The sequence below is a fragment of the Arthrobacter sp. 92 genome (assembly GCF_050260325.1).
Taxonomy (GTDB): Bacteria; Actinomycetota; Actinomycetes; order Actinomycetales; family Micrococcaceae; genus Arthrobacter.
Genome location: NZ_CP189863.1, coordinates 666447 through 690828 on the forward strand (window position 1 = coordinate 666447; position 24382 = coordinate 690828).

The 24382-nt window shown below is 66.2% G+C and carries 26 protein-coding genes and 1 riboswitch; of the genes, 18 read left to right on the top strand and 8 right to left on the bottom strand.

The features are described 5' to 3' along the window. Window positions 1-122: 122 nt before the first annotated feature. Window positions 123-1370 carry an FAD-dependent oxidoreductase gene (locus ACP4XC_RS03115; protein ID WP_427173435.1) on the top strand — a complete coding sequence of 416 codons (1248 nt, stop codon included), beginning with the start codon at window positions 123-125 and terminating at the stop codon, window positions 1368-1370. On the opposite strand, the gene ACP4XC_RS03120 is transcribed toward ACP4XC_RS03115, so the two are convergent. From ACP4XC_RS03120 to acsA, 5 genes are read right to left on the bottom strand one after another with little or no spacing between them, the layout of a single operon-like run. Beyond that, window positions 1349-1591, bottom strand: a complete 243-nt coding sequence (locus tag ACP4XC_RS03120) for an acyl carrier protein (protein ID WP_427173436.1) — start codon at window positions 1589-1591, stop codon at window positions 1349-1351. The genes ACP4XC_RS03115 and ACP4XC_RS03120 overlap by 22 nt on opposite strands. Beyond that, entirely contained in the window at window positions 1588-3093 is a 1506-nt protein-coding gene (locus ACP4XC_RS03125) for a 2-oxo acid dehydrogenase subunit E2 (RefSeq protein ID WP_427173437.1), read from the bottom strand. The genes ACP4XC_RS03120 and ACP4XC_RS03125 overlap by 4 nt, the downstream gene beginning before the upstream one ends. Then, window positions 3086-4066 carry an alpha-ketoacid dehydrogenase subunit beta gene (locus ACP4XC_RS03130; protein ID WP_427173438.1) on the bottom strand — a complete coding sequence of 327 codons (981 nt, stop codon included), beginning with the start codon at window positions 4064-4066 and terminating at the stop codon, window positions 3086-3088. Before ACP4XC_RS03130 ends, ACP4XC_RS03125 begins: the two co-directional genes overlap by 8 nt. Next, entirely contained in the window at window positions 4063-5082 is a 1020-nt protein-coding gene (gene pdhA, locus ACP4XC_RS03135) for a pyruvate dehydrogenase (acetyl-transferring) E1 component subunit alpha (protein ID WP_427173439.1), read from the bottom strand. The genes ACP4XC_RS03130 and pdhA overlap by 4 nt, the downstream gene beginning before the upstream one ends. Further along, complete coding sequence (gene acsA / locus ACP4XC_RS03140; protein WP_427173440.1) at window positions 5079-6893, bottom strand: acetate--CoA ligase; 1815 nt, start codon at window positions 6891-6893, stop codon at window positions 5079-5081. The genes pdhA and acsA overlap by 4 nt, the downstream gene beginning before the upstream one ends. A gap of 103 nt (window positions 6894-6996) precedes the next feature. On the opposite strand from acsA, the gene pyrE reads away from it, so the two are divergent. The 4 genes from pyrE to ACP4XC_RS03160 all read left to right on the top strand — a co-directional run bounded on the left by pyrE (window position 6997) and on the right by ACP4XC_RS03160 (window position 10293). Continuing rightward, complete coding sequence (pyrE, locus tag ACP4XC_RS03145; RefSeq protein WP_427173441.1) at window positions 6997-7581, top strand: orotate phosphoribosyltransferase; 585 nt, start codon at window positions 6997-6999, stop codon at window positions 7579-7581. A gap of 126 nt (window positions 7582-7707) precedes the next feature. After that, the gene (locus ACP4XC_RS03150) at window positions 7708-8478 is read left to right on the top strand and encodes a GAF and ANTAR domain-containing protein (protein WP_427173442.1); all 771 of its coding nucleotides are present in this window, start codon (window positions 7708-7710) and stop codon (window positions 8476-8478) included. 106 nt (window positions 8479-8584) lie between these two features. Beyond that, window positions 8585-9202 (top strand): hypothetical protein, encoded by a 618-nt coding sequence (locus ACP4XC_RS03155; RefSeq protein WP_427173443.1) that lies wholly within the window; start codon window positions 8585-8587, stop codon window positions 9200-9202. A 50-nt stretch (window positions 9203-9252) separates the two neighbouring features. Beyond that, window positions 9253-10293: a thioesterase domain-containing protein gene (locus ACP4XC_RS03160; RefSeq protein WP_427173444.1), complete on the top strand. Its 1041-nt coding sequence runs from the start codon at window positions 9253-9255 to the stop codon at window positions 10291-10293. 48 nt (window positions 10294-10341) lie between these two features. Here ACP4XC_RS03160 and ACP4XC_RS03165 read toward each other — a convergent pair whose 3' ends face one another. Further along, window positions 10342-11172: an HAD-IIA family hydrolase gene (locus ACP4XC_RS03165; RefSeq protein WP_427173445.1), complete on the bottom strand. Its 831-nt coding sequence runs from the start codon at window positions 11170-11172 to the stop codon at window positions 10342-10344. 58 nt (window positions 11173-11230) lie between these two features. Between ACP4XC_RS03165 and ACP4XC_RS03170 the strand changes: the two genes are divergently transcribed. From ACP4XC_RS03170 to ACP4XC_RS03180, 3 genes are all read left to right on the top strand, one after another. After that, window positions 11231-11905, top strand: coding sequence for a TrmH family RNA methyltransferase (locus ACP4XC_RS03170; RefSeq protein ID WP_427173446.1), 675 nt, complete (start codon window positions 11231-11233; stop codon window positions 11903-11905). Window positions 11906-12102: 197 nt separating this feature from the next. Continuing rightward, on the top strand, window positions 12103-13122 hold the full coding sequence (gene fbaA, locus ACP4XC_RS03175; protein ID WP_427173447.1) for a class II fructose-bisphosphate aldolase: 1020 nt from the start codon (window positions 12103-12105) through the stop codon (window positions 13120-13122). Between the two features lie 2 nt (window positions 13123-13124). Further along, complete coding sequence (locus tag ACP4XC_RS03180; RefSeq protein ID WP_427173448.1) at window positions 13125-13550, top strand: DUF3151 domain-containing protein; 426 nt, start codon at window positions 13125-13127, stop codon at window positions 13548-13550. An 83-nt stretch (window positions 13551-13633) separates the two neighbouring features. Here ACP4XC_RS03180 and ACP4XC_RS03185 read toward each other — a convergent pair whose 3' ends face one another. Both ACP4XC_RS03185 and ACP4XC_RS03190 read right to left on the bottom strand, forming a co-directional pair. Further along, window positions 13634-14269 (bottom strand): uracil-DNA glycosylase, encoded by a 636-nt coding sequence (locus ACP4XC_RS03185; RefSeq protein ID WP_427173449.1) that lies wholly within the window; start codon window positions 14267-14269, stop codon window positions 13634-13636. A 175-nt stretch (window positions 14270-14444) separates the two neighbouring features. After that, the gene (locus ACP4XC_RS03190) at window positions 14445-15659 is read right to left on the bottom strand and encodes a cobalamin-independent methionine synthase II family protein (RefSeq protein WP_427173450.1); all 1215 of its coding nucleotides are present in this window, start codon (window positions 15657-15659) and stop codon (window positions 14445-14447) included. Window positions 15660-15672: 13 nt separating this feature from the next. Beyond that, window positions 15673-15796: riboswitch (SAM riboswitch) on the bottom strand. A 340-nt stretch (window positions 15797-16136) separates the two neighbouring features. Between ACP4XC_RS03190 and ACP4XC_RS03195 the strand changes: the two genes are divergently transcribed. From ACP4XC_RS03195 to ACP4XC_RS03240, 10 genes are all read left to right on the top strand, one after another. Further along, on the top strand, window positions 16137-17426 hold the full coding sequence (locus ACP4XC_RS03195; RefSeq protein ID WP_427173451.1) for an adenylosuccinate synthase: 1290 nt from the start codon (window positions 16137-16139) through the stop codon (window positions 17424-17426). A 600-nt stretch (window positions 17427-18026) separates the two neighbouring features. Next, entirely contained in the window at window positions 18027-18581 is a 555-nt protein-coding gene (locus ACP4XC_RS03200; RefSeq protein WP_427173452.1) for an RNA polymerase sigma factor, read from the top strand. Continuing rightward, on the top strand, window positions 18578-19375 hold the full coding sequence (locus ACP4XC_RS03205; RefSeq protein WP_427173453.1) for a hypothetical protein: 798 nt from the start codon (window positions 18578-18580) through the stop codon (window positions 19373-19375). The genes ACP4XC_RS03200 and ACP4XC_RS03205 overlap by 4 nt, the downstream gene beginning before the upstream one ends. A gap of 700 nt (window positions 19376-20075) precedes the next feature. Further along, the gene (locus ACP4XC_RS03210) at window positions 20076-21008 is read left to right on the top strand and encodes a hypothetical protein (protein WP_427173454.1); all 933 of its coding nucleotides are present in this window, start codon (window positions 20076-20078) and stop codon (window positions 21006-21008) included. Between the two features lie 453 nt (window positions 21009-21461). Beyond that, complete coding sequence (locus tag ACP4XC_RS03215; protein WP_427173455.1) at window positions 21462-21887, top strand: CoA-binding protein; 426 nt, start codon at window positions 21462-21464, stop codon at window positions 21885-21887. Window positions 21888-22019: 132 nt separating this feature from the next. Continuing rightward, window positions 22020-22436 (top strand): MmcQ/YjbR family DNA-binding protein, encoded by a 417-nt coding sequence (locus tag ACP4XC_RS03220; protein ID WP_427173456.1) that lies wholly within the window; start codon window positions 22020-22022, stop codon window positions 22434-22436. Further along, complete coding sequence (locus ACP4XC_RS03225; protein WP_427173457.1) at window positions 22426-23025, top strand: DUF1990 family protein; 600 nt, start codon at window positions 22426-22428, stop codon at window positions 23023-23025. The genes ACP4XC_RS03220 and ACP4XC_RS03225 overlap by 11 nt, the downstream gene beginning before the upstream one ends. Before the next feature lie 14 nt (window positions 23026-23039). After that, entirely contained in the window at window positions 23040-23642 is a 603-nt protein-coding gene (locus ACP4XC_RS03230) for a hypothetical protein (protein ID WP_427173458.1), read from the top strand. 74 nt (window positions 23643-23716) lie between these two features. Continuing rightward, window positions 23717-24037: a putative quinol monooxygenase gene (locus tag ACP4XC_RS03235; protein ID WP_427173459.1), complete on the top strand. Its 321-nt coding sequence runs from the start codon at window positions 23717-23719 to the stop codon at window positions 24035-24037. Window positions 24038-24059: 22 nt separating this feature from the next. Further along, entirely contained in the window at window positions 24060-24353 is a 294-nt protein-coding gene (locus ACP4XC_RS03240; RefSeq protein ID WP_427173460.1) for a DUF503 domain-containing protein, read from the top strand. Window positions 24354-24382: the final 29 nt, after the last annotated feature.

Sequence of the window (24382 nt, forward strand, 5' to 3'; positions counted from 1 at the left end):
TAGCCGGGTCGCCAGGACATTCCCGCGTCCCATGACCATTTGCGTGTCCCTGTGGCTTCCGCAGGCCAAACTCGGGACCAAAACCCCGTGCGGCGGATTCGGCCCCGGCGTAGCGTGGGGTCATGGAGCGAACCGGATGTGTGGTGGTGGGCGGAGGTCCGGCCGGCATGATGCTTGGCCTGTTGCTGGCGCGGGCCGGCGTGGAGGTCACGGTGCTGGAAAAGCACGGCGACTTCCTCCGTGACTTCCGCGGCGACACCGTGCATGCCTCCACCATCCGGCTCATTGACGAACTCGGCCTGGGGGACGAGTTCCGCCAGCTTCCCCAAAGCCGGCTCCGCAATGTTGCCTTCCCGGTTCCGGGCGCAGGCCTGGTGACGCTGGGCGATTTTTCCTCCCTTCGGCCGCCATATGACTACATCGCCATGATGCCGCAGTGGGATTTCCTGAACTTCCTGGCCCGGGCCGCGGCCCGGGAACCCACTTTCACGCTGCTGATGGAGCATGAGGCCACATCGTTGGTGTTCGACGGCGGCCGCGTCACCGGCGTCCGCTACCGCACCCGCTCGGGAGCCGAGGGCGCCTTCCGGGCCGATGTTGTGATCGCCACGGACGGCCGGCACTCGGTGCTGCGCCGCGAGGCCGGGCTGAAGCCCAAGGAATATCCGGTGCCGTTCGACACCTGGTGGTTCAAGCTCCCGCGCTACCCCTCCGAAAAAGGAGAGGTCGCGGGCATTGTGCCCGCCTTCCGCGAGGGCGAGGCGATGGTGGCGCTCTTCCGGAACGACTACTACCAGATGGGCTATCTCGCGCCGAAAAGCGCTGCGGCCCGCATCCGCAGCGAAGGGGTGGAGCGTTTCCGCCAGCGCGTGGCCGCCTTGCGTCCGGACCTGGCTGACCGGGTGGACGTGATTCAGTCGCTGGACCAGCTGCATTGGCTCGATGTCCGCCTCGACAGGCTCCGGCGCTGGTATGTGGACGGGCTGTTGTGCATCGGCGATGCCGCGCATGCCATGTCGCCAGCGGGCGGCGTTGGCATCAACCTGGCCATCCAGGACGCCGTGGCGGCGGCAGCCAGGCTTGCCCCGGCCCTCCTGCGCGGCCACGTGACGGTGAAGGATCTGGCAGCGGTGGAACGGCGACGCCGGATGCCCACCCTGGTGGTCCAGGGCGCGCAGCGGATCATGCACCGGGCGGTGTTCATGCCCCTCTTCACCGGGAAGCGGACAGGGGCGCCTCCGATAGTGCTCTTCCTTGCCCGGCACGTGCCAGTGGTCAAACGGGTCATGCCGCGGCTCATCGCCTTCGGGCCGAGGCCTGAGCATGCCCCTGCTTTCGCGCGGCGGAGTCAGCCGCGGGCGGCCAGGTAGGAGATAAGGGCCTTCACCGTGGATACCGCGGGGTAATCGCTCTCGGGGATGTCCACACCGGTGGCCTCATCGATGGTCTCCACCAGCCGCAGGAAGTCCAGCGAATCCAATTCCAGGTCCTGCCGCAGCCTCAAGCCCTCATCGAGCCCGTCGAGGTCAACATCCGGGGCCACCTTGCCGATCGCTGCATGCACGGCCTCGCGCGCTTCCTGCTCATTCATAGTTCCTCCGGTGTTTGCAGCAGCTCCTCGATACGGGTCAGGAAGCGTCCGCCCCGCAGCCCGTCACTGACGCGGTGATCCGCGGATAAGGTGGCGATGACGGCGGGGCGCACGGCCAGCATTCCGTTCAACGCCCACGGCTGCTCGAACACCCGGCCCAGGCCGACCATGGCGACCTGCGGCGGATAAATGACGCCATAGACGCTCTCCACGCCGAGATCGCCCAGGTTCGTGACCGTGATGGTCGGATCGGCCATTTCAGCCCGCTGGAGCCGGCCGGCCCGTGCCCGGCTGACGAGGTCCCGAAGCCGCTGCATCAGCACGTCCACCGGCAAGGTGTCGGCGTCGTGAATGGCCGGGGCCACCAGGCCCCCCTGCCGCAGCGCCACGGCCACGCCGAGGTGCACGGAGCTGCTGGGCCGGAATTCGCCGTCGCTGAAGAACCCGTTGACTTCCGGGACATCACGCGCCGCCAAGGCGGTCGCCTTCAGCAGCAGGGCGGAAGGAACCAGGCGGGAGGCCACCGGCCGTTGCTGGTTGACCAGCTGCATCCACGCCAGAGCCGCGCGCAGGTCCAGGGTGGTGCTCAGGTAATAGTGCGGAATGGACTTTTTGGACCTGGACATCAGCGCGCCGATGGCGCGGCGGAGGGATGAGATGCGCTGTTGGGCCGCTGACAGGGGAGCTTTTTCCTCTTCCGCTGCTTCCGCTGGCGCCTCTTCGGCGGGTGCCCGTTCCCGCGGTGCCGTTTCCCGTGGGGCCAGGGGAGCCGGGGCCTTCTCCCGGGTTCGCGCAAGCCTGACATCAGCCTCCGTCACCGCGGCGCCCGGCCCCGTTCCTGCCACCGTGGCGAGGTCGACGCCGAGTTCTTCCGCCAGCCGCCGGGCACGCGGGGAGGAACGGACCCGGGCCGGGACCGGCATCGCGACGGCGAGCGGTGGTGCGGTGCCCGGCGCCGCGGAAACAGCCGCCGCCGGTTCCGGCGCCGGCAGCCGGGCGGCGGCATGCTCCACATCCGCTCGGGTGATGGCGCCATGCTTTCCCGTGCCCCGGATTCCCGCGGTGTCCACTCCCAGCTGGTGGGCAAGGTGCCGGACCGGCGGAGGAACAACCCCCGGAACCTTTGCCGCAACCCCCGCAACTTCGGTAACCTCCACGGGTTCAGCCTGCGGAGCTTGGGCACCCGCCGCAGCTCTGGCGGGCTCTGCTGCCCTGGCGGCCTGGGGGCCCGGGGCCCGTGGGGCGCCCTGCCCGGTGCCGTCATCGGGGGTCCGGGTGATCCTGGCGAGCGGCGTGCCAATGGGAACGGTGGTGCCAACGTCCACGAGCAGTTCGGCCACCACTCCCTCTTCGAAAGACTCCACGTCCATAACGGTCTTATCGGTATCAACAACGGCAACCACATCCCCCCGGTGCACATAATCGCCCGGCTTGACCAGCCACTCCACCATCTTGCCGTGCTCCATGTCAGCGCCGAGCGAGGGCATCCGGAAGTCACCCACGTGCCCCCGCCACCTCCCTGGCGGCGGCCACGATTCGCTCCACGGAGGGCAACGCGGCCAGTTCCAGATGCTTGGCGTAAGGCAGCGGCGCTTCCGCGCTGCAGATGCGGGACACGGGAGCATCAAGGTCGAAGAAGGCGTTTTCGGTAATCCGGGCGCTCAACTCCGCGGAGAGACTGCCCGAGCGCCACCCCTCGTCAACCACGACGGCGCGGTGTGTTTTCGCCACGGTCCCGAGGATCGCGGCGTCATCGAGCGGCCGCAGCACGCGCAGGTCCAGCACCTCGGCGCTGATACCCTCAGCCGCCAACTGTTCGGCGGCGTCGAGCACGGCGGGCAACGTTCCCCCGTAGGTGATAAGCGAGACATCGGTGCCCGGGCGCCGGATGGCCGCGGAGTCAATGTCCACCGGGCCGGCGGCGTCGTCGAGCTCCCCGGCCACGTTGTACAGGGTGCCGTGTTCGAAGATCAGCACGGGGTCCGGGTCCTCCAGCGCCGTCCACAGCATTCCGCGGGCATCGGCGAGGGTGGCCGGAGCAAGGATGCGCAGGCCGGGAATGTGTGCGTACCATCCCTCCAGGCTGTGGGAGTGCTGGGCCCCCAGCTGGCGGCCGGCGCCGGTGGTCATCCGGATGACAATGGGAACGTTGAACTGGCCACCGGACATGTGCAGCAGGGTAGCGGCGTTGTTCACCAGCTGATCCAGCGCCAGGAGGCTGAAATTGACCGTCATGATCTCCACGATGGGACGCATCCCGCCGAGCGCCGCCCCGATGCCCGCACCCACAAAACCGGACTCGGACAGGGGCGTGTCGCGGATCCGTTCCGGGCCGAATTCCTCGAACAGGCCCAGGCTCACCGCGAAACAGCCGCCGTAGGCGCCCACATCCTCACCCATCAGAAACACACGGTCGTCGCGTTGGAGCGCGTCCCGGATGGCGGCCCGCATGGCCTCACGATACGTGGACTTCATTGCGGGCTCCTCTCGCTGTAGACGAACCGGGTCAGTTCCTCAACAGGCTCCAGCGTGCCGCCCTCCGCGAATTCCACGCCCGCCTTCACCTCGGCGTCCACGTCCTGCCCGATCGCCCGCCACTGTTCCTCGCTGAGCTGCCCGGCCGCTTCCAGAGCGGTCCGCAGCGTCTTGATGGGGTCCCGCTCAACCCATTGGGCAACCTCGGCCTTGTCCCGGTAGCGCTCCGGATCGAACATGGAGTGCGCCCTGAAACGGTAGGTCCGCAGTTCGATGAAATGGGGCCCGCCGCCGGCACGGACCGCATCGACGGCGCGGCGCGCCGTCTCTTCGACGGCCAGCACATCCATGCCATCCACCGACCACGCGGCCATCTCATAGCCGGCGGCTTTCAGTGCGATGTCCGTCTGCGATTCGGAGCGGACCAAAGCGGTCCCCATCGCATAGAGGTTATTTTCACAGCAGAACAGCACAGGCAGTTGCCACAGCGCGGCGAGGTTCAGGCTTTCGTGGAAGGCGCCCTCGGCCACCGCACCCTCGCCGAAGAAGCACACCGTCACCCGGCGCCGTCCGGCCATTTTGTCGGCGAGGGCCAGGCCCACCGCCAGGGGAAGGCCTCCGGCCACAATCGCGTTCCCGCCGTAAAAGCGTGTGGCCGCATCGAACAAGTGCATGGAGCCGCCCCGGCCACGGCAGCAACCCTGCACATAGCCGTACATTTCGGCGAGGATGGCTCCGGCGGACACTCCCCGCAACAGTGCGTGGCCGTGTTCGCGGTAGGTGGCCACCACGGCGTCCTCCGGCCCCAACGTGTTCATGACCCCGGCTGCCACGGCTTCCTCGCCGATATAGACGTGCAGGAAGCCGCGGATCTTGGCGGCGCTGTACAGCTCCACGCATTCTTCCTCGAGCCGGCGCACTCGAAGCATCTGATGCAACAAATGGCGGGCGTGCTCAGGGTCCACATGGGGGCGTGCCGGGTCGCGGGGCAGCGGATGATCCTTCGGCACGCTCATTTCGGCACCTCGGGGGTGGTCTCCACGGTTGACGTGTCGCCTTCGGGCAGGCCCAGCTCGCGTGCCTTGAGGAGTCGGCGGAGGATTTTGCCGCTTCGGGTCTTGGGGAGGGACCCGGTGAAGTCCACCAGCCGGGGCGCCACCGCCGCTCCCAGCCGCTTACGGGCGAAGCCGATGATGTCCAACTTCAGCGCCTCGGAAGGCTCCCACCCGGTGCGCAGTTCCACAAAGGCTTTGACCACCTCGCCCGCCACCGGGTCCGGCACGCCAATCACCCCTGCCTCCGCCACCGCTTCATGCTCCATCAGCGAGCTCTCCACCTCGAACGGGCCGATCAGATGCCCGGAGGACTTGATCACGTCATCGCCCCTGCCGACGAACCAGAAGTACCCGTCGGCGTCTTTCTTCGCGAGGTCTCCGGTGAGGTACCAGCCGCCGGCAAAACAGCGGCGGTAACGTTCGTCTTCGTGCAGGTAGCCGCGGAACATGGAGGGCCAGCCGGGCCGGAGCGCCAGTTCACCCACCGAATCCGGCTCGGTGACCAGCACCGCCTCGCCGTCGCGGATAACGGCTTGGTCGTTCTCGTCGCGGACCACCAAAGCGGCCTCGACGCCGGGAAGCGGCCGTCCCATCGAGCCTGGCCTGATTTCGGTGGCGGCATAGTTGGAGATCATGATGCCGCCTGTTTCGGTCTGCCACCAGTTGTCGTGCACCGGCTGGCCAAAGGCCTCCTGGCCCCACACCACTACCTCGGGGTTCAGTGGTTCGCCGACGCTGGCCACAAAACGCAACGCGGAAAGGTCATGGCCCTCCGCGTGCCCGGCACCGGCCTTCATCAGCATCCGCAGCGCCGTGGGCGCGGTGTACCAGACGGTGACGTGCTGCTCGGCGAGGATGCGGTACCACCGGTCGGCATCCATTTCCTCCTCGTCCACGATGGTGGTGACGCCGTGCGTGAGCGGCGCGATCACACCGTAGGACGTGCCGGTGACCCAGCCGGGATCCGCGGTGCACCAATAGACGTCGTCGGGGTGCAGGTCCAGGGCGAAGAAGCCCGTGGCGTAGTGCGCGGTGACGGCGTCGTGGACATGGATGGCGCCCTTCGGGGTCCCCGTGGTGCCAGAGGTGAAATGCAGCAGCGCCATCTCCTCCCGGTGCGTTGGGACGATTTCCGCGGGCCTGGCATCCTCCATCAGTTCTGCCAGGTCCAGTGTTCCGGGCTCTGGCCGGCCCTCTGCGTCAATGAGCAGGACGTGCTCCAGCTCCGGAAGGGAATCCCGGATTTGCGCCACCTTCCTCCGGTAGAGGGCACGGGTGGTCACCAGGACCCTCCCGGATCCCAGATGCAGCCGCTGACGGACGGGCTCCGGACCAAAGGCGGAAAACAGCGGGCAGAACACGTTGGCATTCTTAAGGGTTCCCAGCACGGCGACGTACAGTTCGGGGCTGCGGCCGGTGAGGGAGAAAACGCGCTCGCCGCGTTCGAGTCCCAGTTTGCGAAGCACCCCCGCGAAGCGGCTGGTCTGCTCGGCCAACTGGGCGTAGCTCAACGACCGGGTGATGCCATCGGCCCTGACAAACCGCAAGGCCTCGTGGCCCGCGAGGGGTCCTGCGGCGTGGCGGTCCACGGCCTCGTAGGCAATATTGATGCCCCGGCCGTCGGGCAATCCGGACAGCGACCGGCGGGCGTCCTCCCAGGAGAAGTCAGCGCAGCTTGCGTCATAGTCCACCAGGTTCGGCCGGACACGAAAGCTGCTGACGTCCTTGAGGATGGCCGGCCAGCGGGTGGATGGTTCGGTTCCGGCCGTCATGGTTCAATCGGACTCCTCGCCGGTGATGGTGCATAGAGTAGAAAGTCCCATGGACCCTGCCGCGGGCACCGTCACAAATGAAGGACCCACTAAACTGGCAACCATGACTTCCACCACTGACTCCGCAGTTGACGCTGCTGCTGCCCGTGCCCGCCTGCTGGACCTGATCAAGGAACTCGCCGTGGTCCGCGGCAAGGTGATTCTTTCCAGCGGCGCCGAGGCCGATTACTATATCGACCTGCGCCGCATCACCCTGCACCACGAGGCCTCCAGACTGGTGGGCCAGGTCATGCTGTCACTGCTTGACGACGCCGGGATCGACTTCGAGTGCGCCGGCGGCCTCACCATGGGGGCCGACCCCGTCGGCACCGCCGTGATGCACGCCGCCGTCGATGCCGGCCGGCCGGTGGACGCATTTGTGGTGCGCAAGGCGCAAAAGTCCTACGGCATGGGCCGCCAGGTCGAAGGCCCCCCGGTTGAAGGCCGCAAGGTGCTGGTCCTGGAGGACACCTCCACCACTGGCGGCTCGGCGCTGACCGCCGTCGAAGGTGTCCGCAAGGCCGGTGGCAATGTGGTTGCCGTCGCGGTGATCGTGGACCGCGATACGGGCGCCAAGGAAAAGATCGAGGCCGAGGCCGGTGTTCCGTACCTCTTCGCCTTCGGCAAGGACGAACTCGGCCTTAGCTAGGCGCTTCTCCATCCGGAGGACGCTTGGACGCCGCCGGACATCTGCGGACATATGTGGACGGGGTATGGGGAGTGACTTATCATTTCCCCATACCCCCTTCAGTATCCGCCCTTGGAGAAAAGCGCCATGCTCCCGTCCGAACCCACTCTGACAACCGTTGAGCAAATCCAGAACCTGATCCTGGAAAGTGCCGACTTCGAGGACTTCCTCAACGAACTGGCGCGGTTTTCCGCCCACCAGATGGCCGGCGACGGCGACGACGCCCTCTGCGGCATCACCCTGTTGCGCGACCGGAAGGCCGCCACGATCGGCTGGAGCAGTGATTCGGCCCGGGAAGTGGACGAGATCCAGTACTCGCTCTCCCAGGGGCCCTGCCTGACGGCCGCCGAGGAAGAACGGGAAGTCCACGTTCCTGACTTGTTCCAAGAGAACCGGTGGGGCCCGGATTATGCCAACGCTGTTGCCTCGCACGGACTGCGGTCCGTGCTTTCGCTGCCGTTCAACCTTCAGGGCGACGCGAAGGCGGCCCTCAACCTGTACTCCGATGCACCGAACAAGTTCGACGAGAAGGCCACCGACCGCGCCCGGGGGTACACGCGCGAGGTTTCGCAGGCCCTCCGTCTTGCCGTCAGGTTCTCCCTGCACGCGGACAGCGCCACCAACCTCCGCGCGACTTTGGAGTCCCGGACAGTCATTGACATCGCCGTGGGAATTGTCATGGCGCAGAACCGCTGCAGCCAGGAAGCCGCCATCCGGATCCTCACCGACGCCTCCAGTAACAGCAACGTCAAACTGCGGGATATCGCCAGGTCCTTGGTGGACTCCGTGGGCGGAGCCGGCACCCGGACCCACTTCGAGGAACCGGCCAAGAGCCCGGGCCGGAGCCAGGCAGGGTGAGCCGTTCCCGCTGGCGGCAAAGCCAGCGGGTTGTACTCACGAGCGGTGGAGGATAGGCTTTTCGCGGTTGAGCCGTCGGCCATAGACACCCTTATTTGGAGTACCTATGGACCACAAGTTGCATGCCCTCGTCAGACTCGATGTCACCGCCGATGTGGTTCGGATCGATATCCGGGGGAGCCTCAACCAGAATTCCCGCCCCGCCCTTGTGCATGTGATCCGCCGTATCCGGCGAATGGGCATCACGTCCCACATCCGGGTGGATTTTTCCCGCGCCGCGCTGGTTGAATCGCTGGCCCTGGTAGGCCTCCGCAACGACCTCAACGCAATCGACGGTGGAGGCACCGATGCCGGTACCTCCACGGGATCCGGAGTCTCGCTGGAGTTCATGGCACGGCGTGACACTCTGCCCGGTGAGGCAGCCGCGGCGTCCAAATCAATTGAGATCACCGGTGAATTTGCGGCCTCCATCGACGAAACGGGCTTCCGGCCGCTGTCCAAGTACTCGGATGACGAGCTGCTGGCCGCCAGCGACTGCGTCTTTGGCCTGCTCGATGAGCCTGTGGCGTTTTCCGGCACTGAACTGCTGGCGCAATACGATGCGATCGGCAGGGAAATTTCGCGCCGGCAAAGCCTGGAAACCAAGACGAAGACCACCGCCGCGTTACCCGTCGAAGCGCTGGTGGAAAGTGCCCCCGCCGTCACCGGCGGGCCCTTCGGCTAGCGGGCCGATCCGGTTTCATTTACTGCTTCACAAGTGGCTACGGTAGTAGTGTGCCGCATGTTGAGGAGCCACGCTCTGAGGGTGGTCCTGGGTCAGCCGAGGGCCGCCTCCTCAAGTACGCTGCCGAACTCAAGGCGTTTTCCCGGCGAAATTTCCTCGTAGGTGCCGGCGCGGCATCCCTCCTGGCCGTGGACATGATCTTCACCCGCTATGTGCAGGCGGAGCGGCGGACGAACAAGATCCTGATGGTCGGCGATGACGTGGCGGAGAGGTATTACCCGTACTCCAGCTGGATCCTCTTCCCCGGCTATAAAACCAGCTGGGAGGAGGCGCAGTGGATCCTCAACTCCCTGCGCGGCTCACTGCGCCAGCGGGGGCAGCTGGCCGCGGTGGGTTACTCCAACGAGGGACTGGACGTCGACCAGATCGTCATTGCCGTGATTGAGCATGTCCGGGCGCACCAGCTCACCACCCTGTTCTTCTACGGTCACAGCTTCGGCGGCATGCTGGCCACGCAGGTCGCTGCCCGGCTGCGCGAACTACACGGCGTGGAAGTGGCCTTCATCCTCTTGGACTCAAGCCCCCACAGCAAGTTCGACGTGCTGGACCAGAGCTGGTTCGAAGGCGTGGTGGTCCTTTATGAGGGCGGATTCCGCGTCCCCACCGTGATGCGTGGCGGCTACGAGTTGGGGGAGCGCCTGCTGCACAAGGATGAGCGCACCTGGCGCCAGGTCCTGGACCAAAGCATGGAGCAACTGTCCCCCATTGCACCTTCAAGCGTGCTGATCCAGTCCGAATCCGCGTACATCTACCACTTCGACGCCACCAGGTTCGCCGGCAAGCTCGGCGGAACAAAGATGGCCTTCATCGGGAACCCGCGCGATGGAACAGTGAATTACCAGTCTGCCCGCGCGTCGTGGGCGCAGACATTCCCTGAAAACGTCGTGTCCACGGACCTGCGCACCGACGACGCCCTGCCGGCGCACGCCAGCCCGCAATGGAACCCTTTCGTGTACCGGCCCATTGTGGAGGAACTGCAAAACCAGTTCCTCCCGCTGCCCTCCGGCGGCTCCAAGGTGACCGCCAACTGACGTTCCGGGGCCGCAGCTTCCGCGCCGGCGCCGCTGCCCCGGCAGGGGTTAGATCTGGTTCTTGAGGTCCGCCACCGAGTTCAGGACCTGGTTCGGGCGGAAGGGGTAGGCGGCGATGTCGTCCCGGTGGGTGATGCCGCTGAGCACCAGCACCGTATGAAGGCCTGCCTCCATGCCGGCGATAATGTCGGTGTCCATCCGGTCCCCGATCATGGCGGTGGTTTCGGAGTGCGCGTCGATCTGGTTCATGGCCGAACGGAACATCATGGGGTTCGGCTTGCCCACGATGTACGGCTCGCGGCCGGTCGCCTTGGTGATCAGGGCGGCGATGGCGCCGGTGGCGGGCATGGGGCCCTCCTTCGACGGGCCGGTGGCGTCCGGGTTGGTGGCAATGAAGCGCGCGCCGGAGAGGATCAAGCGGATGGCCATGGTGATGGCTTCAAACGAGTAGGTGCGGGTCTCGCCCAGCACCACGAAGTCCGGGTTCTGGTCGGTGAGGATGAAGCCGGCCTCATGCAGCGCCGTCGTCAATCCTGCTTCTCCGATGGTGTAGGCGCGGTTGCCCGACTCCGAGCCGCGCACCTGGTCCTTGAGGAACTGGGCTGTGGCCAGTGCGGACGTCCAGATGTTCTCTTCCGGAATCTCCAGGCCGGAGGACCGCAGCCGGGCCGCCAGGTCGCGGGGGGTGAAGATGGAGTTGTTGGTCAGCACGAGGAAGCGCCGGGAGGTGTCAACCCAGCGCTGGATCAGTTCCGCGGCGCCGGGGATGGGCTGGTTTTCGTGGACCAGCACACCGTCCATGTCCGTCAGCCAGCACTCGATCTCCTGGCCGCTGCGGTACACCGACGCCGATGAACGTACTTGGTCTGACTCTGCCATGGGGGACCTCCGCCGGTGGTGATGTGCTGCTTACTGGGTCCCAGTCTAATGTTGAGGGGTGACTGAACAGCCCGAAGGCCCCGCCGCGTCCCGCCCCGCCGCAGAGGAAGGGCCCGAAGCGAAAGCGGAGGTCGGCGTCGGGCCCTGGGAAGGCGAGTGGCCGGAAGGGGCGCACTGGGACCCCGATCTCCTGGCGGACGGTGACCGCCGCAATGTGGTGGACAAGTACCGCTACTGGAAGCACGAGGCCATTGTGGCGGATCTGGACTCCAAGCGCCACGACTTCCACATCGCGATCGAAAACTGGCAGCACGACATGAACATCGGCACGGTGGTGCGCACCGCCAACGCCTTCCTTGCCAAGGAAGTCCACATCATCGGGCGACGCCGGTGGAACCGCCGCGGGGCCATGGTCACCGACCGCTACCAGCACGTCCGCCACCATCCCACGGTGGAGGACTTCGTGGCGTGGGCCCAGGGGGAGGGGCTGGCGATCATCGGCATCGACATCTTTCCCGACTCCGTGCCGCTGGAAACCTACGAGCTCCCCAGGAAATGTGTCCTCGTGTTCGGCCAGGAAGGTCCGGGCCTCACGCCCGAGGTCCATGAGGCCGCAGTGGACACCCTGTCGATCGAACAGTTTGGTTCCACCCGGTCCATCAACGCCGCCTCGGCCGCCGCGATCGCGATGCACGCCTGGATCCGCCGGCACGTTTTCAGCCAGCACGTCTAAACGCCGCCGGGATGGCAGCCCGCTCCGCATTGCCGCGAAGTGCCATGCCGACGCGGCGGGTGGAGCGCAAAGTATTACCCGTCCAGTGACCCGAAACACTGCCCTTGCGCCAGAAATGGCTAGGATGGTTGCTAGCCGACGAGGTTCACTCCCAGGGTCAACAAAACCCGTAGACGAAATTCACTTTAGGAGTCAGCATGCCCATTGCAACCCCAGAGATCTACTCCGAGATGATCGACCGCGCAAAGACGGGCGGCTTCGCGTTCCCGGCGGTAAACGTCACCTCTTCCCAGACGCTCAACGCGGCGCTGCGCGGCTTCGCCGAGGCCGAGTCCGACGGCATCGTCCAGGTCTCCACCGGCGGAGCGGCTTACTGGTCCGGCGCCTCCACGAAGGACATGGTTGCCGGTTCCCTGGGCTTCGCCGCCTTTGCCCGCGAGGTTGCCAAGAACTACGGCGTCAACGTGGCCCTGCACACTGACCACTGCCCCAAGGACAAGCTCGACGGTTTCGTGCTGCCCCTGCTCGCCGCATCCGAGGCTGAGGTCAAGGCCGGCCGCAACCCGCTGTTCAACTCGCACATGTGGGACGGCTCCGCCGAGACCCTGCAGGAAAACCTGCGCATCGCCCGCGAACTGCTCGAGCGCACCGCGGCGGCAAAGATGATCCTCGAAGTTGAGATCGGCACGGTCGGCGGCGAGGAGGACGGCGTCGAGAACGCCATCAACGAGAAGCTCTACACCACCGTTGAAGACGCCCTTGCCACCATCGACGCCCTCGGCTCCGGCGAAAACGGCCGCTACATCACCGCCCTGACCTTCGGCAACGTGCATGGTGTGTACAAGCCGGGTGGCGTGAAGCTGCGCCCGGAGATCCTCAAGGACATCCAGGCCCAGGTGGGCGCCAAGATCGGCAAGGACAACCCCTTTGACCTGGTCTTCCACGGCGGCTCCGGTTCCTCGGACCAGGAAATCGCGGATGCCGTCTCCTATGGCGTGATCAAGATGAACATCGACACCGACACCCAGTACGCCTACACGCGTCCGGTGGTGGACCACATGTTCAAGAACTACGACGGCGTCCTGAAGGTCGACGGCGAGGTTGGCAATAAGAAGCTCTACGACCCCCGCGTCTGGGGCGCCTCCGCCGAGGCCGGCCTCGCGGCCCGCGTGGTGGAAGCGGCCAAGCAGCTCGGCTCGCTCGGCAAGACGTTCTAATAATGTCCGACGAGTTCCGCAAGAACCTGATGGGCCCCGAAGCCACACTCCTGCCGCCCGAGACCGAGGTGTACCAGCACCTCGCGCTCGGCCAGGAGGCAATGGACCTGGTGGCCAAGAACCCCACGTCCTCGCTTCTGTGGGCCATCCTGGCCGAGGAGGCGTGGAACGAGGGGCGCACCATCGATTCCTATGCGTATGCCCGCGTGGGCTACCACCGCGGCCTGGACTCCCTGCGCCGCAACGGCTGGCGCGGTGTTGGCCCCATCCCCTGGGAGCACGAGCCGAACCGTGGGTTCCTGCGCGCGCTGTATTCGCTGGGGCGCGCTTCGGCGGCGATCGGCGAGGCCGAGGAACCGGAGCGCATTGAGAAATTCCTCAACGACTCCGATCCGACAGCCAAGGCAGCCATCGAAGCGCAAGGCTAGGCAGGCGTAAGTACGCCTTTACGTACGACGGCGGGCGGCCACCTTCAAGAGAAGGTGACCGCCCGCCGTCGCACTTTCCGGGGCTAGCTGACCGGCTTCGTCAGGCCGGTGCGGGCCATGGCGTCGGCGTACACCACGTGCATTTCGTCCAGGTACTGCTGCTGCCGTGCAGGGGTGCCGGCGAACGCGCGGCCGCTGAGGGAGCGCACCTTGTATGTCTTCAGCCCGCGGCGCCACAGGAGGGGCACCTCAGTCTTCAGGAGCAGTCCCGCCAGGCGGTTGGCCTCGGTGCCGTGGGCAACGATGACCGAGGCGCGGGGCACCAGGGCAAGGAACTTCAGGAGAGGCTTGAGTCCGGCCGAGATCTGGTCCGGAGTGAACTTGCCATTGGGCTCGCCGGGGACGTGCCAGGGGTGGACGTTCCACGGCATGACGAATTCCGGGCGGAGGCCCAGCTTCCACTGAACCCCCAGCATGCGGGTGGCCGCCTCGTCGTCGCCGGCGGTGATGAAACCGGACTCGTCGACCGTCCCGATGTTGGAGTACAGGCTGATGATGCGGCACTCGTCGACGTCGTGCATGGGGTCCACGTAGGGGACCACGGTGTCGGGCTTGCCACTTTGGAGAGTGTCACACAGCTCATTGACAGCTGCGACGTTGGGTTCATAGCGGCGGCCTAGAAGCTGCTCGCGGAAAGATTCAGTAGCCAGTGCTGTCATGTATTGCTGTGTCTCCTGCGGGGATCGGTGACGCTGCCGCACCATACCGGGGCGTGCTGTGGGCATGCTCGGGTACGGCGTGGTTTGAAATGTGGTGTGGACCGATTGCCTGACCGGTCTCTACCAGTTTAGCAAGCCCCGCGAAATGTGGCCCCGGGGGACCCTGCAGGCGCCGCTATCCCCGCCAAAGGCGCGTGGTGGCGCGGCGCGCGCCTTCCCCGAGGGCCTCAAGCTTGGCGAACGCGATCTGCGGGTGCACCCGGCCCCCGAGCCCGCAGTCCGTGGACGCAATGACGTTCTCGCGACCCACCAGATCGGCAAACCTGACGATCCTGTCCGCCACCAGATCCGGATGCTCCACCACGTTGGTGGCGTGTGAGACCACCCCGGGAATGATCACTTTGCCCTCGGGAAGCTTGGTGTCCTCCCAGACCCGCCATTCGTGCTCATGCCGGACGTTGGCGGCCTCGAAGGAGTACGCCCCGGCATTGACCTGCATCACGGAGCCGATGATGTCCGCGAACGGTATGTCCGTGGTGTGCGGGCCGTGCCAGGAGCCCCAGCAGACGTGCAGCCGGACCTGTTCCGCCGGCAGGTCGCGCAGCGCCCAGTTGGTGGCCTCCACGCGAAGCTGGATGAACTTGAGATAGTCCGCCAGGCTCGGCTCGGGGTTGATCTGGTCCCAGCTCTCGGCCAGCGAAGGATCATCCAGCTGCACTGTCAGGCCGGCGTCGATGATGGCCTTGTACTCTTCGCGCATGGCGTCGGCGCAGGCGTAGAGAAGCTCCTCGTCGGTCGTGTAGTACTCGTTGGCCACCCGGGCGCAGGACCCTGGGGAGAGCGAGGCCACGAACCCCTCCGCCAGCCCGGCTGAGGCAAGCCCGGTCTTGAGGTTGGCGATGTCCGAGCCCACGAGGCCCTGCCCCGTGTAGGTGAGCGGACCGGCGATCTTCGGCTGGGAGACACTTTTGCGGTGGGCGAGGATGCCCGACGACGGATCGTTGTAGGCGTCGTTGAACTTCTGCCGGTCCCGGCGGTCGGGGAAGGAGGTGAGCACGATGTTCCCGGGCGTGGAGCGGCTGACCTTGGCATCGGCCCAACGGTCCACGTCCGTGGGCTCGAGGCCTCCAAGGCGGGCGAAGGAGTAGTTCCACCAGGCGCCGTAGTCCACGGAACTGGACATGGTGTGGCCGTATTCGCCGTCGTTGGGGATATCGATGCCAAGGTCCTTCTGGCGCTGGACAACGTCCACCACCGAGGCCTCCAGCAGCTCGCGGAACTCGGGGGTGAGCCCGCCCGCTTCCTTGGCCTCGTTGGCGGAGATGAGTTCGGGCGTGCGCGGCAACGAACCTGCGTGGGTGACGCGGATGTGATCGGTGTTTACGGACATGGCGGATGGTTCCTTTCCATCGGTCCTGGCTGTAGCACCTTTGCCGGGCCGCGGCGTCCCGTTTTCAGGGTTCCGTTTTGGGGACAAGGTTGCTGCGGCGTCAACGATCCAGGTCTCTCGGCCGCTCCGGATGGGCACTCTCACTTAATTCCATCCGGCGACGGTTCCGCAAATCGGGGCAGTATTGTGTCGGGGGATTGTCCCGGCGGGCCCGGGGCGGCCCGCTGCCTCAGGCCGCCGGCCTCAGCAACGCCCGGCGCCGCGGACCGCCTGTCGGCTCTCCATAGCGGCCCCCGCCGCCGGATCGGCTAAACTTGGGTGGTAAGAGCCCCGAAACTCTTGGGCTGTGCCTGCCGGTCAGCTGACCGGTCACGGCATGGCAGTGGAATTCGGGGCATTCTCATGAACGGCGCTGAGCTGCGTTGACCACCTGGTGGATCACACGGAGTCCGGCCCGAACGAATGGGGGAGGATCCCATGCCAGCAATCGTGATCGTCGGAGCCCAATGGGGCGACGAAGGCAAAGGTAAAGCCACTGACCTGCTCGGCCACCGCGTCGACTACGTGGTCAAGCCCAACGGCGGCAACAACGCCGGGCACACCGTCGTCGTAGGCGGTGAGAAGTATGAGCTCAAGCTCCTTCCTGCCGGCATCCTGAGCCCCAACGCGGTTCCGATCATCGGTAATGGCTGCGTGGTGAACCTTGAGGCCCTGTTCCAGGAGATCGACGGCCTCGAAGCCCGCGGCGCCGACACCTCTAAGCTGCGCGTCTCCGCCAACGCCCATCTCGTGGCGCCCTACCACCAGGTCCTGGACAAGGTCACCGAGCGGTTCCTGGGCAGCCGTGCCATCGGCACCACCGGTCGCGGCATCGGCCCGGCGTATATGGACAAGGTGGCCCGCCTCGGCATCCGCGTCCAGGACGTCTTCGACGCCTCGATCCTGCGCCAGAAGGTTGAAGGATCGCTGCGCCAGAAGAACGAGCTCCTGGTCAAGGTCTACAACCGCCGCGACATCGAGGTGGATGAGATCGTGGAGTACTTCCTGTCCTTCGCCGAACGCCTCCGCCCGCTGGTCATCGACAGCACCTTCGTCCTGAACACGGCCCTGGACGAGGGCAAAGTGGTCCTCATGGAGGGCGGCCAGGCCACGTTCCTCGACGTCGACCACGGCACCTACCCCTTCGTCACGTCATCCAACCCGACCGCGGGCGGCGCCTCTGTGGGATCCGGCATCGGACCCACCCGCATCTCCCGCTCCATCGGCATCATCAAGGCGTACACCACCCGCGTGGGCGCAGGTCCCTTCCCCACGGAACTGTTCGACGAGATGGGCATGTACCTGCAGAAGACCGGCGGGGAGTTCGGCGTCAACACCGGCCGGCCGCGCCGCTGCGGCTGGTACGACGCCGTCCTGGCGCGCCATGCCTCCCGCGTCAACGGCTTCACGGACTACTTCGTCACCAAGCTGGACGTCCTCACCGGCATCGAGCAGATCCCGGTCTGCGTGGCCTACGACGTGGACGGCGTGCGGCACGACGAAATGCCGATGACCCAGACCGAGTTCCACCACGCCAAGCCCATCTTCGAGTACTTCGAAGGCTGGACCGAGGACATCACCGGCGCCCGCGCCATGGACGACCTGCCGGAAAACGCCCGGAACTACGTGCTGGCCCTGGAGAAGCTCTCCGGCACGCGGTTCTCGGCAATCGGCGTCGGCCCGGACCGCGACCAGACCATCGTGGTCAACGACCTCATCAACGACTAAACGTCACCGAAGCTCCAACGGCAGCACGAACCATGGCGGGTCACCCGGAAGGGCGGCCCGCCGTTTTGCCTTCCACAGTATTTCCCTCTGTTTAGCCGCCCATCAATCCCGTTGAATCCCGCAACGGGCGGCCCGGAGTAGGGGACGGTGGCGTCATCAGCCACCTTCTCGCCGGGGTCCCCTGACCGGGCCGAAAAAGAATTTTAAGTTTTTTGGATTTCGCGTAACCCCACCGGCCCCCCGGACGATTACCACTATGAAAGCGCCAGGTTCGAATTTGTCCCCCATCAGATTTGAACCCGGGGCTTGACTGCGACAAAAAGCGCCGGGCTGGATGTGTCCCCCATCATGTTCCAGCCCGGCTCTTTGCGGCGCTTAACTGAGACAAAAGGCGCCGGGTTGGATGTGTCCCCCATCATGTTCCAACCCGGCTCTTTTCTGTCCGGAGCCGGTTCAGCAAGAAGCCGGCCTGGGAGCGCGGGGCCGAGCCAATGCCCTCCGCCCCGATAGCCGGGGAGGCTTGCGGGCGGGACGCATCCGGCGTCCGCCTGATGGCTACACTAATGTAGCCACCCTCCCCTGAATGAAGGTTCCACGTCCGTGACCCATGCACTGACCGATGACTCCCTGCGGGCCCTCAAGGGCCGCGAGGGCGAGTTGTTCAGTCTGGTGTACCGGAGTTACGCATCCCAGGTATTGGGGTATCTGACAGCCCGCGGAGTCGAGGATCCGGAGGCAACAATGCAGGATGTCTTCCTCGCAGTCCTGCCCCGAATAGACAGCATCAGCGGTGGCGTCAGCGGGCTGCGGACGTTCGTTTTCTCGGTGGCGCACGCGCGGATGGTGGACGACCACCGCAGGCAGCGGCGGGCACCCGTCCGGCAGTCCTTCGAACCCGAACTGGACCGCCGTGAGTCCTCCTCAGCGGAGACGGCAGCAATGTTGCTCGTTGCTCCCGGGGAAGTGCTGCAGTTGTTGGACGTCTTGGGCGAGGACCAGAAAGAGGTTCTCACCCTGCGGATTATCGCGGATCTCACCGTAGAGCAAGTCGCCGAAATCATGGGGAAAAGCGCCGGAGCAGTCAAACAGCTTCAGCGACGTGCTTTGGACAGACTCCGTGAACATTCGGCCGTAAAGGATTACGTGGCGCCATGACAACCAGACATGACTTTTCCGGCGGAACCATTGAGCAGCTTCTGTTCGACGCCGGTCACTCGGACGCCGTCGAACTCCGGGCTGCCCTCACCGCGCTGGCCTCGCTCGGCCAACTCGCGGTCCCGGCGCCCGGACCGGAACTCGCGGCCATGCTCGCCGGGCCGCACAATGACCTCACCCGTCAGCGCTGGTTGCGCAAGCACCGTCCCGCCGTGATCGGACTTGCCGTCCTTGCCGGCATGGGGCTCGGCGTCAGCGGGGTGGCCGCCACCAGTCCTCGCCCCGGGGAGGGTCAGGGATTGCGTTCGGTGCAGCAGCTGACCCTGGACTGGACCCCCGGCTGGAGTATCGCCGGTGTGCCCGTGGTCCCCACCGCTGGAGAGCCCCAAGAGTCAGCCACCGGCGCAGCTTCCGATGCTGGCGATCCGGGGCTGCCGGCCTCCGGGTCCGCGGCGCCGGCAAAGCTGGAGGGCGGCGAGTACTCGGTTCCGGTCACCCCGGAGCCGGCCCCGGCGTTGGAAGAGCACGGTCGTGGTCCCGCCTCCGACCCGGGCGATGCCGGCAAGTCGAGCGACGGCCAGCATTCCGGGAGCGGCAACGCCAGCCAAGGCGGATCTTCGAAGCCTGTCGGGCTGGACCCCGCCGGGGAATCCGGCGGCGGAGATATCCTGGGTTCCGGCGCGACGCTCAAAAAACTGCATTTGCCCGCCACGGAAAAGACCCGGACAGTCAGCGGGTCTTCCGCGTCCGCCGTGGATTCGCTCAACAGCTGGTTGGGAAACTTCCGCCCCTGATCCCTGACCCTGACAGCTGACCCCCGGCAGGTGCCTGCGGGCCGCTGTCTTGCAGGCCGCTGTTTTGCAGGCCGCTGCTGTCAGGCCAAGACCTGCCGAGGGGACGGCCGGTCCGGTTTCTCCCGTCAAGAGCCATCAGTCCGCTCCGATCGTGCAGGTGTCGGCTTAGAGCGCATCCAAGGCTGACGCCTCCGATGCGACGTCCAGGCCTCGTCCGGGTCCCGCAGGATGTCCTGGATGTCCTGGATGTCCCGACCATGTCTTCCGGAACGCCTGCGCCTGCATGGAGTGCGCGTTTGCGGAACCCGAAGGTGCGGTCCGCCATTACGCGGCCATCTCCACCTGTGCCACGGCCGTCCGTGAGGTCCAGTTCAACACTGTTCTTGCGGGGTGTGAGGTCCGCTTCGAGGTCGCGGACGGTCGGCAGCGGACGCGGGCGCGGGCGGGCGCCCGGCGCGGGCGGCCGCTCGGCGTGGCAGCCGCGGCGTGGGCGGCGAAGCGTGGCGGTTGTGCGCCTGTGCGGTGCGGCGCCCGCTGAGCCAGGCCTGCCCCGGGGTGCCAGTGATTCATGCGGCTCTGCAGGGTGGATAGACTGCGCACCCTGCATAGCTGCAGGTTGTTGCCGGGCATCCAGAGCGGCACTACTCCTCCACACTGTGGATTACCTCCACGCCGGCCGCGTGCCATGCCGTAATGGAATATGACCCGTCGCCATGCACTTCCGGCGCCGCTGCTGGCAGCATCCTTCACGGTTTTCGAGGCCCGGACTTCCGACGTCCCACGGAGCCGAATGCAGGCGTCGGACCTGTCGACACCGAGCCGCGGCATCCGCGTCCCACGGGGCCGCCGGCAGTCGTTGCTGGAGCGGTGCCGCCCTTACACCAGCCTCACTCCGGACTCCTGTATTTGCTTCGCCACCGCAGCCATGATCCACGGCATTTCGCTGCCCGACACCGCCGGGGCCTGGACGAGGCTCCACTTGGCGAGACGCACTGGAACGTCGGCCCCGCGTCGGCGCCATGTCAGGGGGCACCTCTTGAAGGTCGCCGCTGAGGACGTGGTGATGCTCGACGGCGTCCCGGTCACCTCGGCGGCGCGGACGTTCCTCGACCTGAGTCGCGTGTTGGAATTTGATGACGCTGTTGCTGCCGGCGATTCCATCGTTTGCGCGCATAGACGCGGCTACATCTCGGACAAACACGCGCTCCTATCCCATGGCGCGCTCCGGGCCTATCTGGATTCCCGAAGCGGGACCCATGGAATCGCCCCCGCCCGCAAGGTTTTCGCCGAGGTTGAGGTGGGCGTGGATTCACCGCCGGAAACAAAGATCAGGCTGTGGCTGCACCGGGCAGGCCTACCGCGGTTTGTTCCCAACCAGCCAATCCTGGACATCTTAGGCAACCCCACGGTCTGGTCGGATCTGGGCTGTGAGCGCTTCAGAGTGTCCATTCAGTACGACGGAGGCCACCACCTGACAGTGCGCCAGCAGTCCCTGGACGCCCAGCGGAACTACACCACGGCCCAGGCCGGCTGGCTGCAAGTAACCCTCAACCGAGACGATCTCAGACTCGGGGCGGCTTGGATCGTGGGCCGCGTCTCCGAGGCGCTGCGCAGCAGAGGCTGGGAGAGCTGAACCCCCGGATCCATCCCGGAGGCCCTCCGCTCGGCCCCCGTCCCGCAGCCCCGCCCCGCCCCACCGCTCGGCCCCCGTCCCGCCCGCGCCCCGCAGCCCCGCCCCGCCCCACCGCTCGGCCCCCGTCCCGCCCGCGCCCTGCCAACCGCTCGCACCGCCCCTCCGCTCGGCCCCCGTCCCGCAGCCCGCCCCGCCCCACCGCTCGGCCCCCGTCCCGCCCGCGCCCCGCAGCCCCGCCCCGCCCCACCGCTCGGCCCCCGTCCCGCCCGCGCCCTGCCAACCGCTCGCACCGCCCCTCCGCTCGGCCCCCGTCCCGCCCCGCCCCACCCCTCGCCCCGCAGCCCGACAGCGGAGTCACGGTTTATGCAGCTCTGCCGGGTGCGGACGGCCTTAACCCTGCAGAGGTGCATAGAGGGCAGGCCGGGAGTAGCCATCGACGGGTAGGCTGAACTCATGGCCCACGTCAACGATCCTGCTGTCATTGAAAAGCTAATGCGCACCAAAGGGAGATGGGCCATCGTTGGCCTCAGCACCAATGAATGGCGTTCCGCCTATGACGTGGCGCTGTTCATTCGCGACAGGCTGGGCATGGGGATCATTCCGGTGAACCTCAGGGCGGATCCCGTCCACGGCGAAACCGGCTACGCCAGGCTCGCAGACATCCCCGCAGAGAAGAATCCCATCGACGTGGTTGATTGCTTCGTCAATTCGCAAAAAGTGGGGGCCGTCGTCGACCAGGCGATCGCGGTGGGAGCTAAGGCCGTCTGGCTCCAGCTGGGGGTTATCGACGAAGCCGCGGCCGCCCGAGCCAAGGCGGCAGGCCTCGATGTTGTGATGAACGCCTGCCCCGCGCAGGAAGACTGGCGCTTGCACTCGTAGCCCGCCTTCGAATTCGCCGGGTGCCCGCGGGGCCGCGGCCCGGGCGCCTTAAGCCGGATGTGTTGACGGATTTAGGGTGCTCCCAGTTGATTTGTCCGGGCGCCTTTCGTCTGGTGAAAGTAGGCTCGGTGTATGGATCCTGATGCGCTCCGCGATATCTGCCTGGGCTTCCCTGGCGCCTTTGAGGACTTTCCCTTTGGCCCGGAAACCTCCGTGTTCAAGGTCCGGGCCGACGTGTCCGGGGGCACGCGGCATCAGGCCAAAATGTTCGCTGCGTCCACCATGGATGAGGCGGACTGGTCTGTCAGCCTCAAATGCGAGCCGGCCCTGGCCGAGCAGCTGCGGGCCGCCCACCCGGAAATCACCGGCGCATGGCATATGAACAAGACCCACTGGAATGGAGTGCGACTGGACGGTTCCTTGCCGGACTCCATGATCCGGGACATGGTGGAGGACTCCTACGACCTGGTGGTGGCCACCCTGAGCCGGAAGCAACAGGAACAGCTGGGGTGGGCCCGGCTGGCCAAGGACCATTCCGATGAACTCTGAAAGGGGAGGCGGTGGGCGACGCGGACGGCTCCTGCACTCCGGCGGCCCGGGACACATTGCCAAGGGCCGTCTGAACTATCCGGGCGCCGGTTCCACTGAAAACGGCGCCGTGCCGCACGATGTCCCATGCCAGATTTCCCAGGTCCGCCTGGGTGCGGGCCCGGAGACCTATCACCGCGTGGCGCAGGGCATCCTGAGCTGGCAGCTTCAGCGCCGGTCCGGACTGCGGGTTTTCGCCGACACCACCGTGGTGGTTCCAGGTGCGCGGGTGGTGAGCGGATTCGGCATCGGGCCCCTTCGGATCAACGCCCCGTGCGAGGTGGTGTGGGTGCGCCGTCCCGAGCCCGGAAGCGGGCCGCAGCGTGCCGGGTTCGGCTACGGAACCCTGCCGGGACATCCGATCCGCGGGGAAGAGGCTTTTGAGGTCCGCATCGACGCCGAAGGTGAGGTGACGCTCGCCATTACGGCCTTCGGCGTCGCCTCGAATTGGTTCTATGCCCTTGGAGGAGCCGTGACGCGCCGGGCGCAAAGATTCATCACTTCCCGCTACATTGAGAGTGCACACGAACTGGCCGCAGGTGAAAACTGAGCAGGAGCAGGTGGATGCTGGAGCAGGAAACCCTTGACCAATTGTGGGATTTCGACGACCCCGTACAATCCGAAGGGCGCTTCCGGGCGGCTCTGGCGGGCGGAAAATACGACGACGACGAACAAGCCGAGCTCACAACGCAGCTCGGCCGTGCCATCGGACTGCAGGGCAGGTTCGAAGAGGCGGATGCGCTGCTGGACGCGATCGACTCCGATGAACCCACGGTTTCCGTGCGCGTCCTCCTCGAACGGGGCCGGTTGCTGAACTCCAGCGGGCACGCAGCCATGGCGGTCCCGCTCTTCGAACAGGCCGCCGAGCTCGCGGACCACCTCAGCGAGGAGTTCCTGGCGGTGGATGCGTTGCACATGCTGGCCATCGCGGATTCGGCTCATGCCGAGGCGTGGACCCGCAGCGCCCTGGAATACGCGTCCACGGTGCATAGTGACCGCACCAAGCGGTGGGTGGTGTCGCTGCACAATAACCTGGGATGGATACTGCACGACGCCGGCCGTTGCGCCGAGGCGATGGTGGAGTTCCAACTCGCGGGGCAATGGGCCGAACGCATCGGCACCCTGCAGCAGCAGGAGCAGGCCCGGGAAGCCATCAAGGCCTGCTGACGGCAGGACGATGTGACCCGTCGTCGCCGCCTTGCAAGAATGGAAGCCATTCCGCCCCTAACGAAAGGCACGCCGTGATCTTCATTGTGGTCAAATTCAAGGTCAAATCGGACTGGTCCGAGCGCTGGCTGGGCTTGGTATCCGACTTTACCGAAGCCACCCGCCAGGAGCCGGGAAACTTGTGGTTCGATTGGTCCCGCAGCGTGGAGGACCCCAACGAGTTCGTGCTCGTCGAGGCCTTCAAGGACGACGCCGCCGGCGACCACGTCAACAGCGCCCACTTCCAGAAAGCCATGACGGAGATGCCGCAGGCACTCGCCGAGACGCCCCGGATCATCAGCCGCCAGCTCGACGGCGATGGCTGGGACCGGATGGGCGAACTCACCATCGGCTGACCCCGGTCGCTACGATTGGTGCATGTGGATCGGGTGGATTGAATTCGACGTTCTCCTCGGCGATGTTCACAGCCTGAAGGAGAAGCGGTCCGTCGTGCGGCCCCTGCTCGCGGAGCTGAAGCGACGCTTCGAGGTCTCCGTGACGGAGGCCGATTATCACGACCAGTACCGCCGCATCATCATCGGGGCGGGTCTTGTGGCCGCCGACCGGGCGCACCTTGTGGAGGTGCTTACCGCCGTCGAACGCTTTGTGGCCGCACGCCCTGAGCTGGAGCTCCTGAGCTCCCGACAGCGCGAACTGCGCAGCGACGACTAACGGGGCCGGAAAACGCGAACGGACACTTA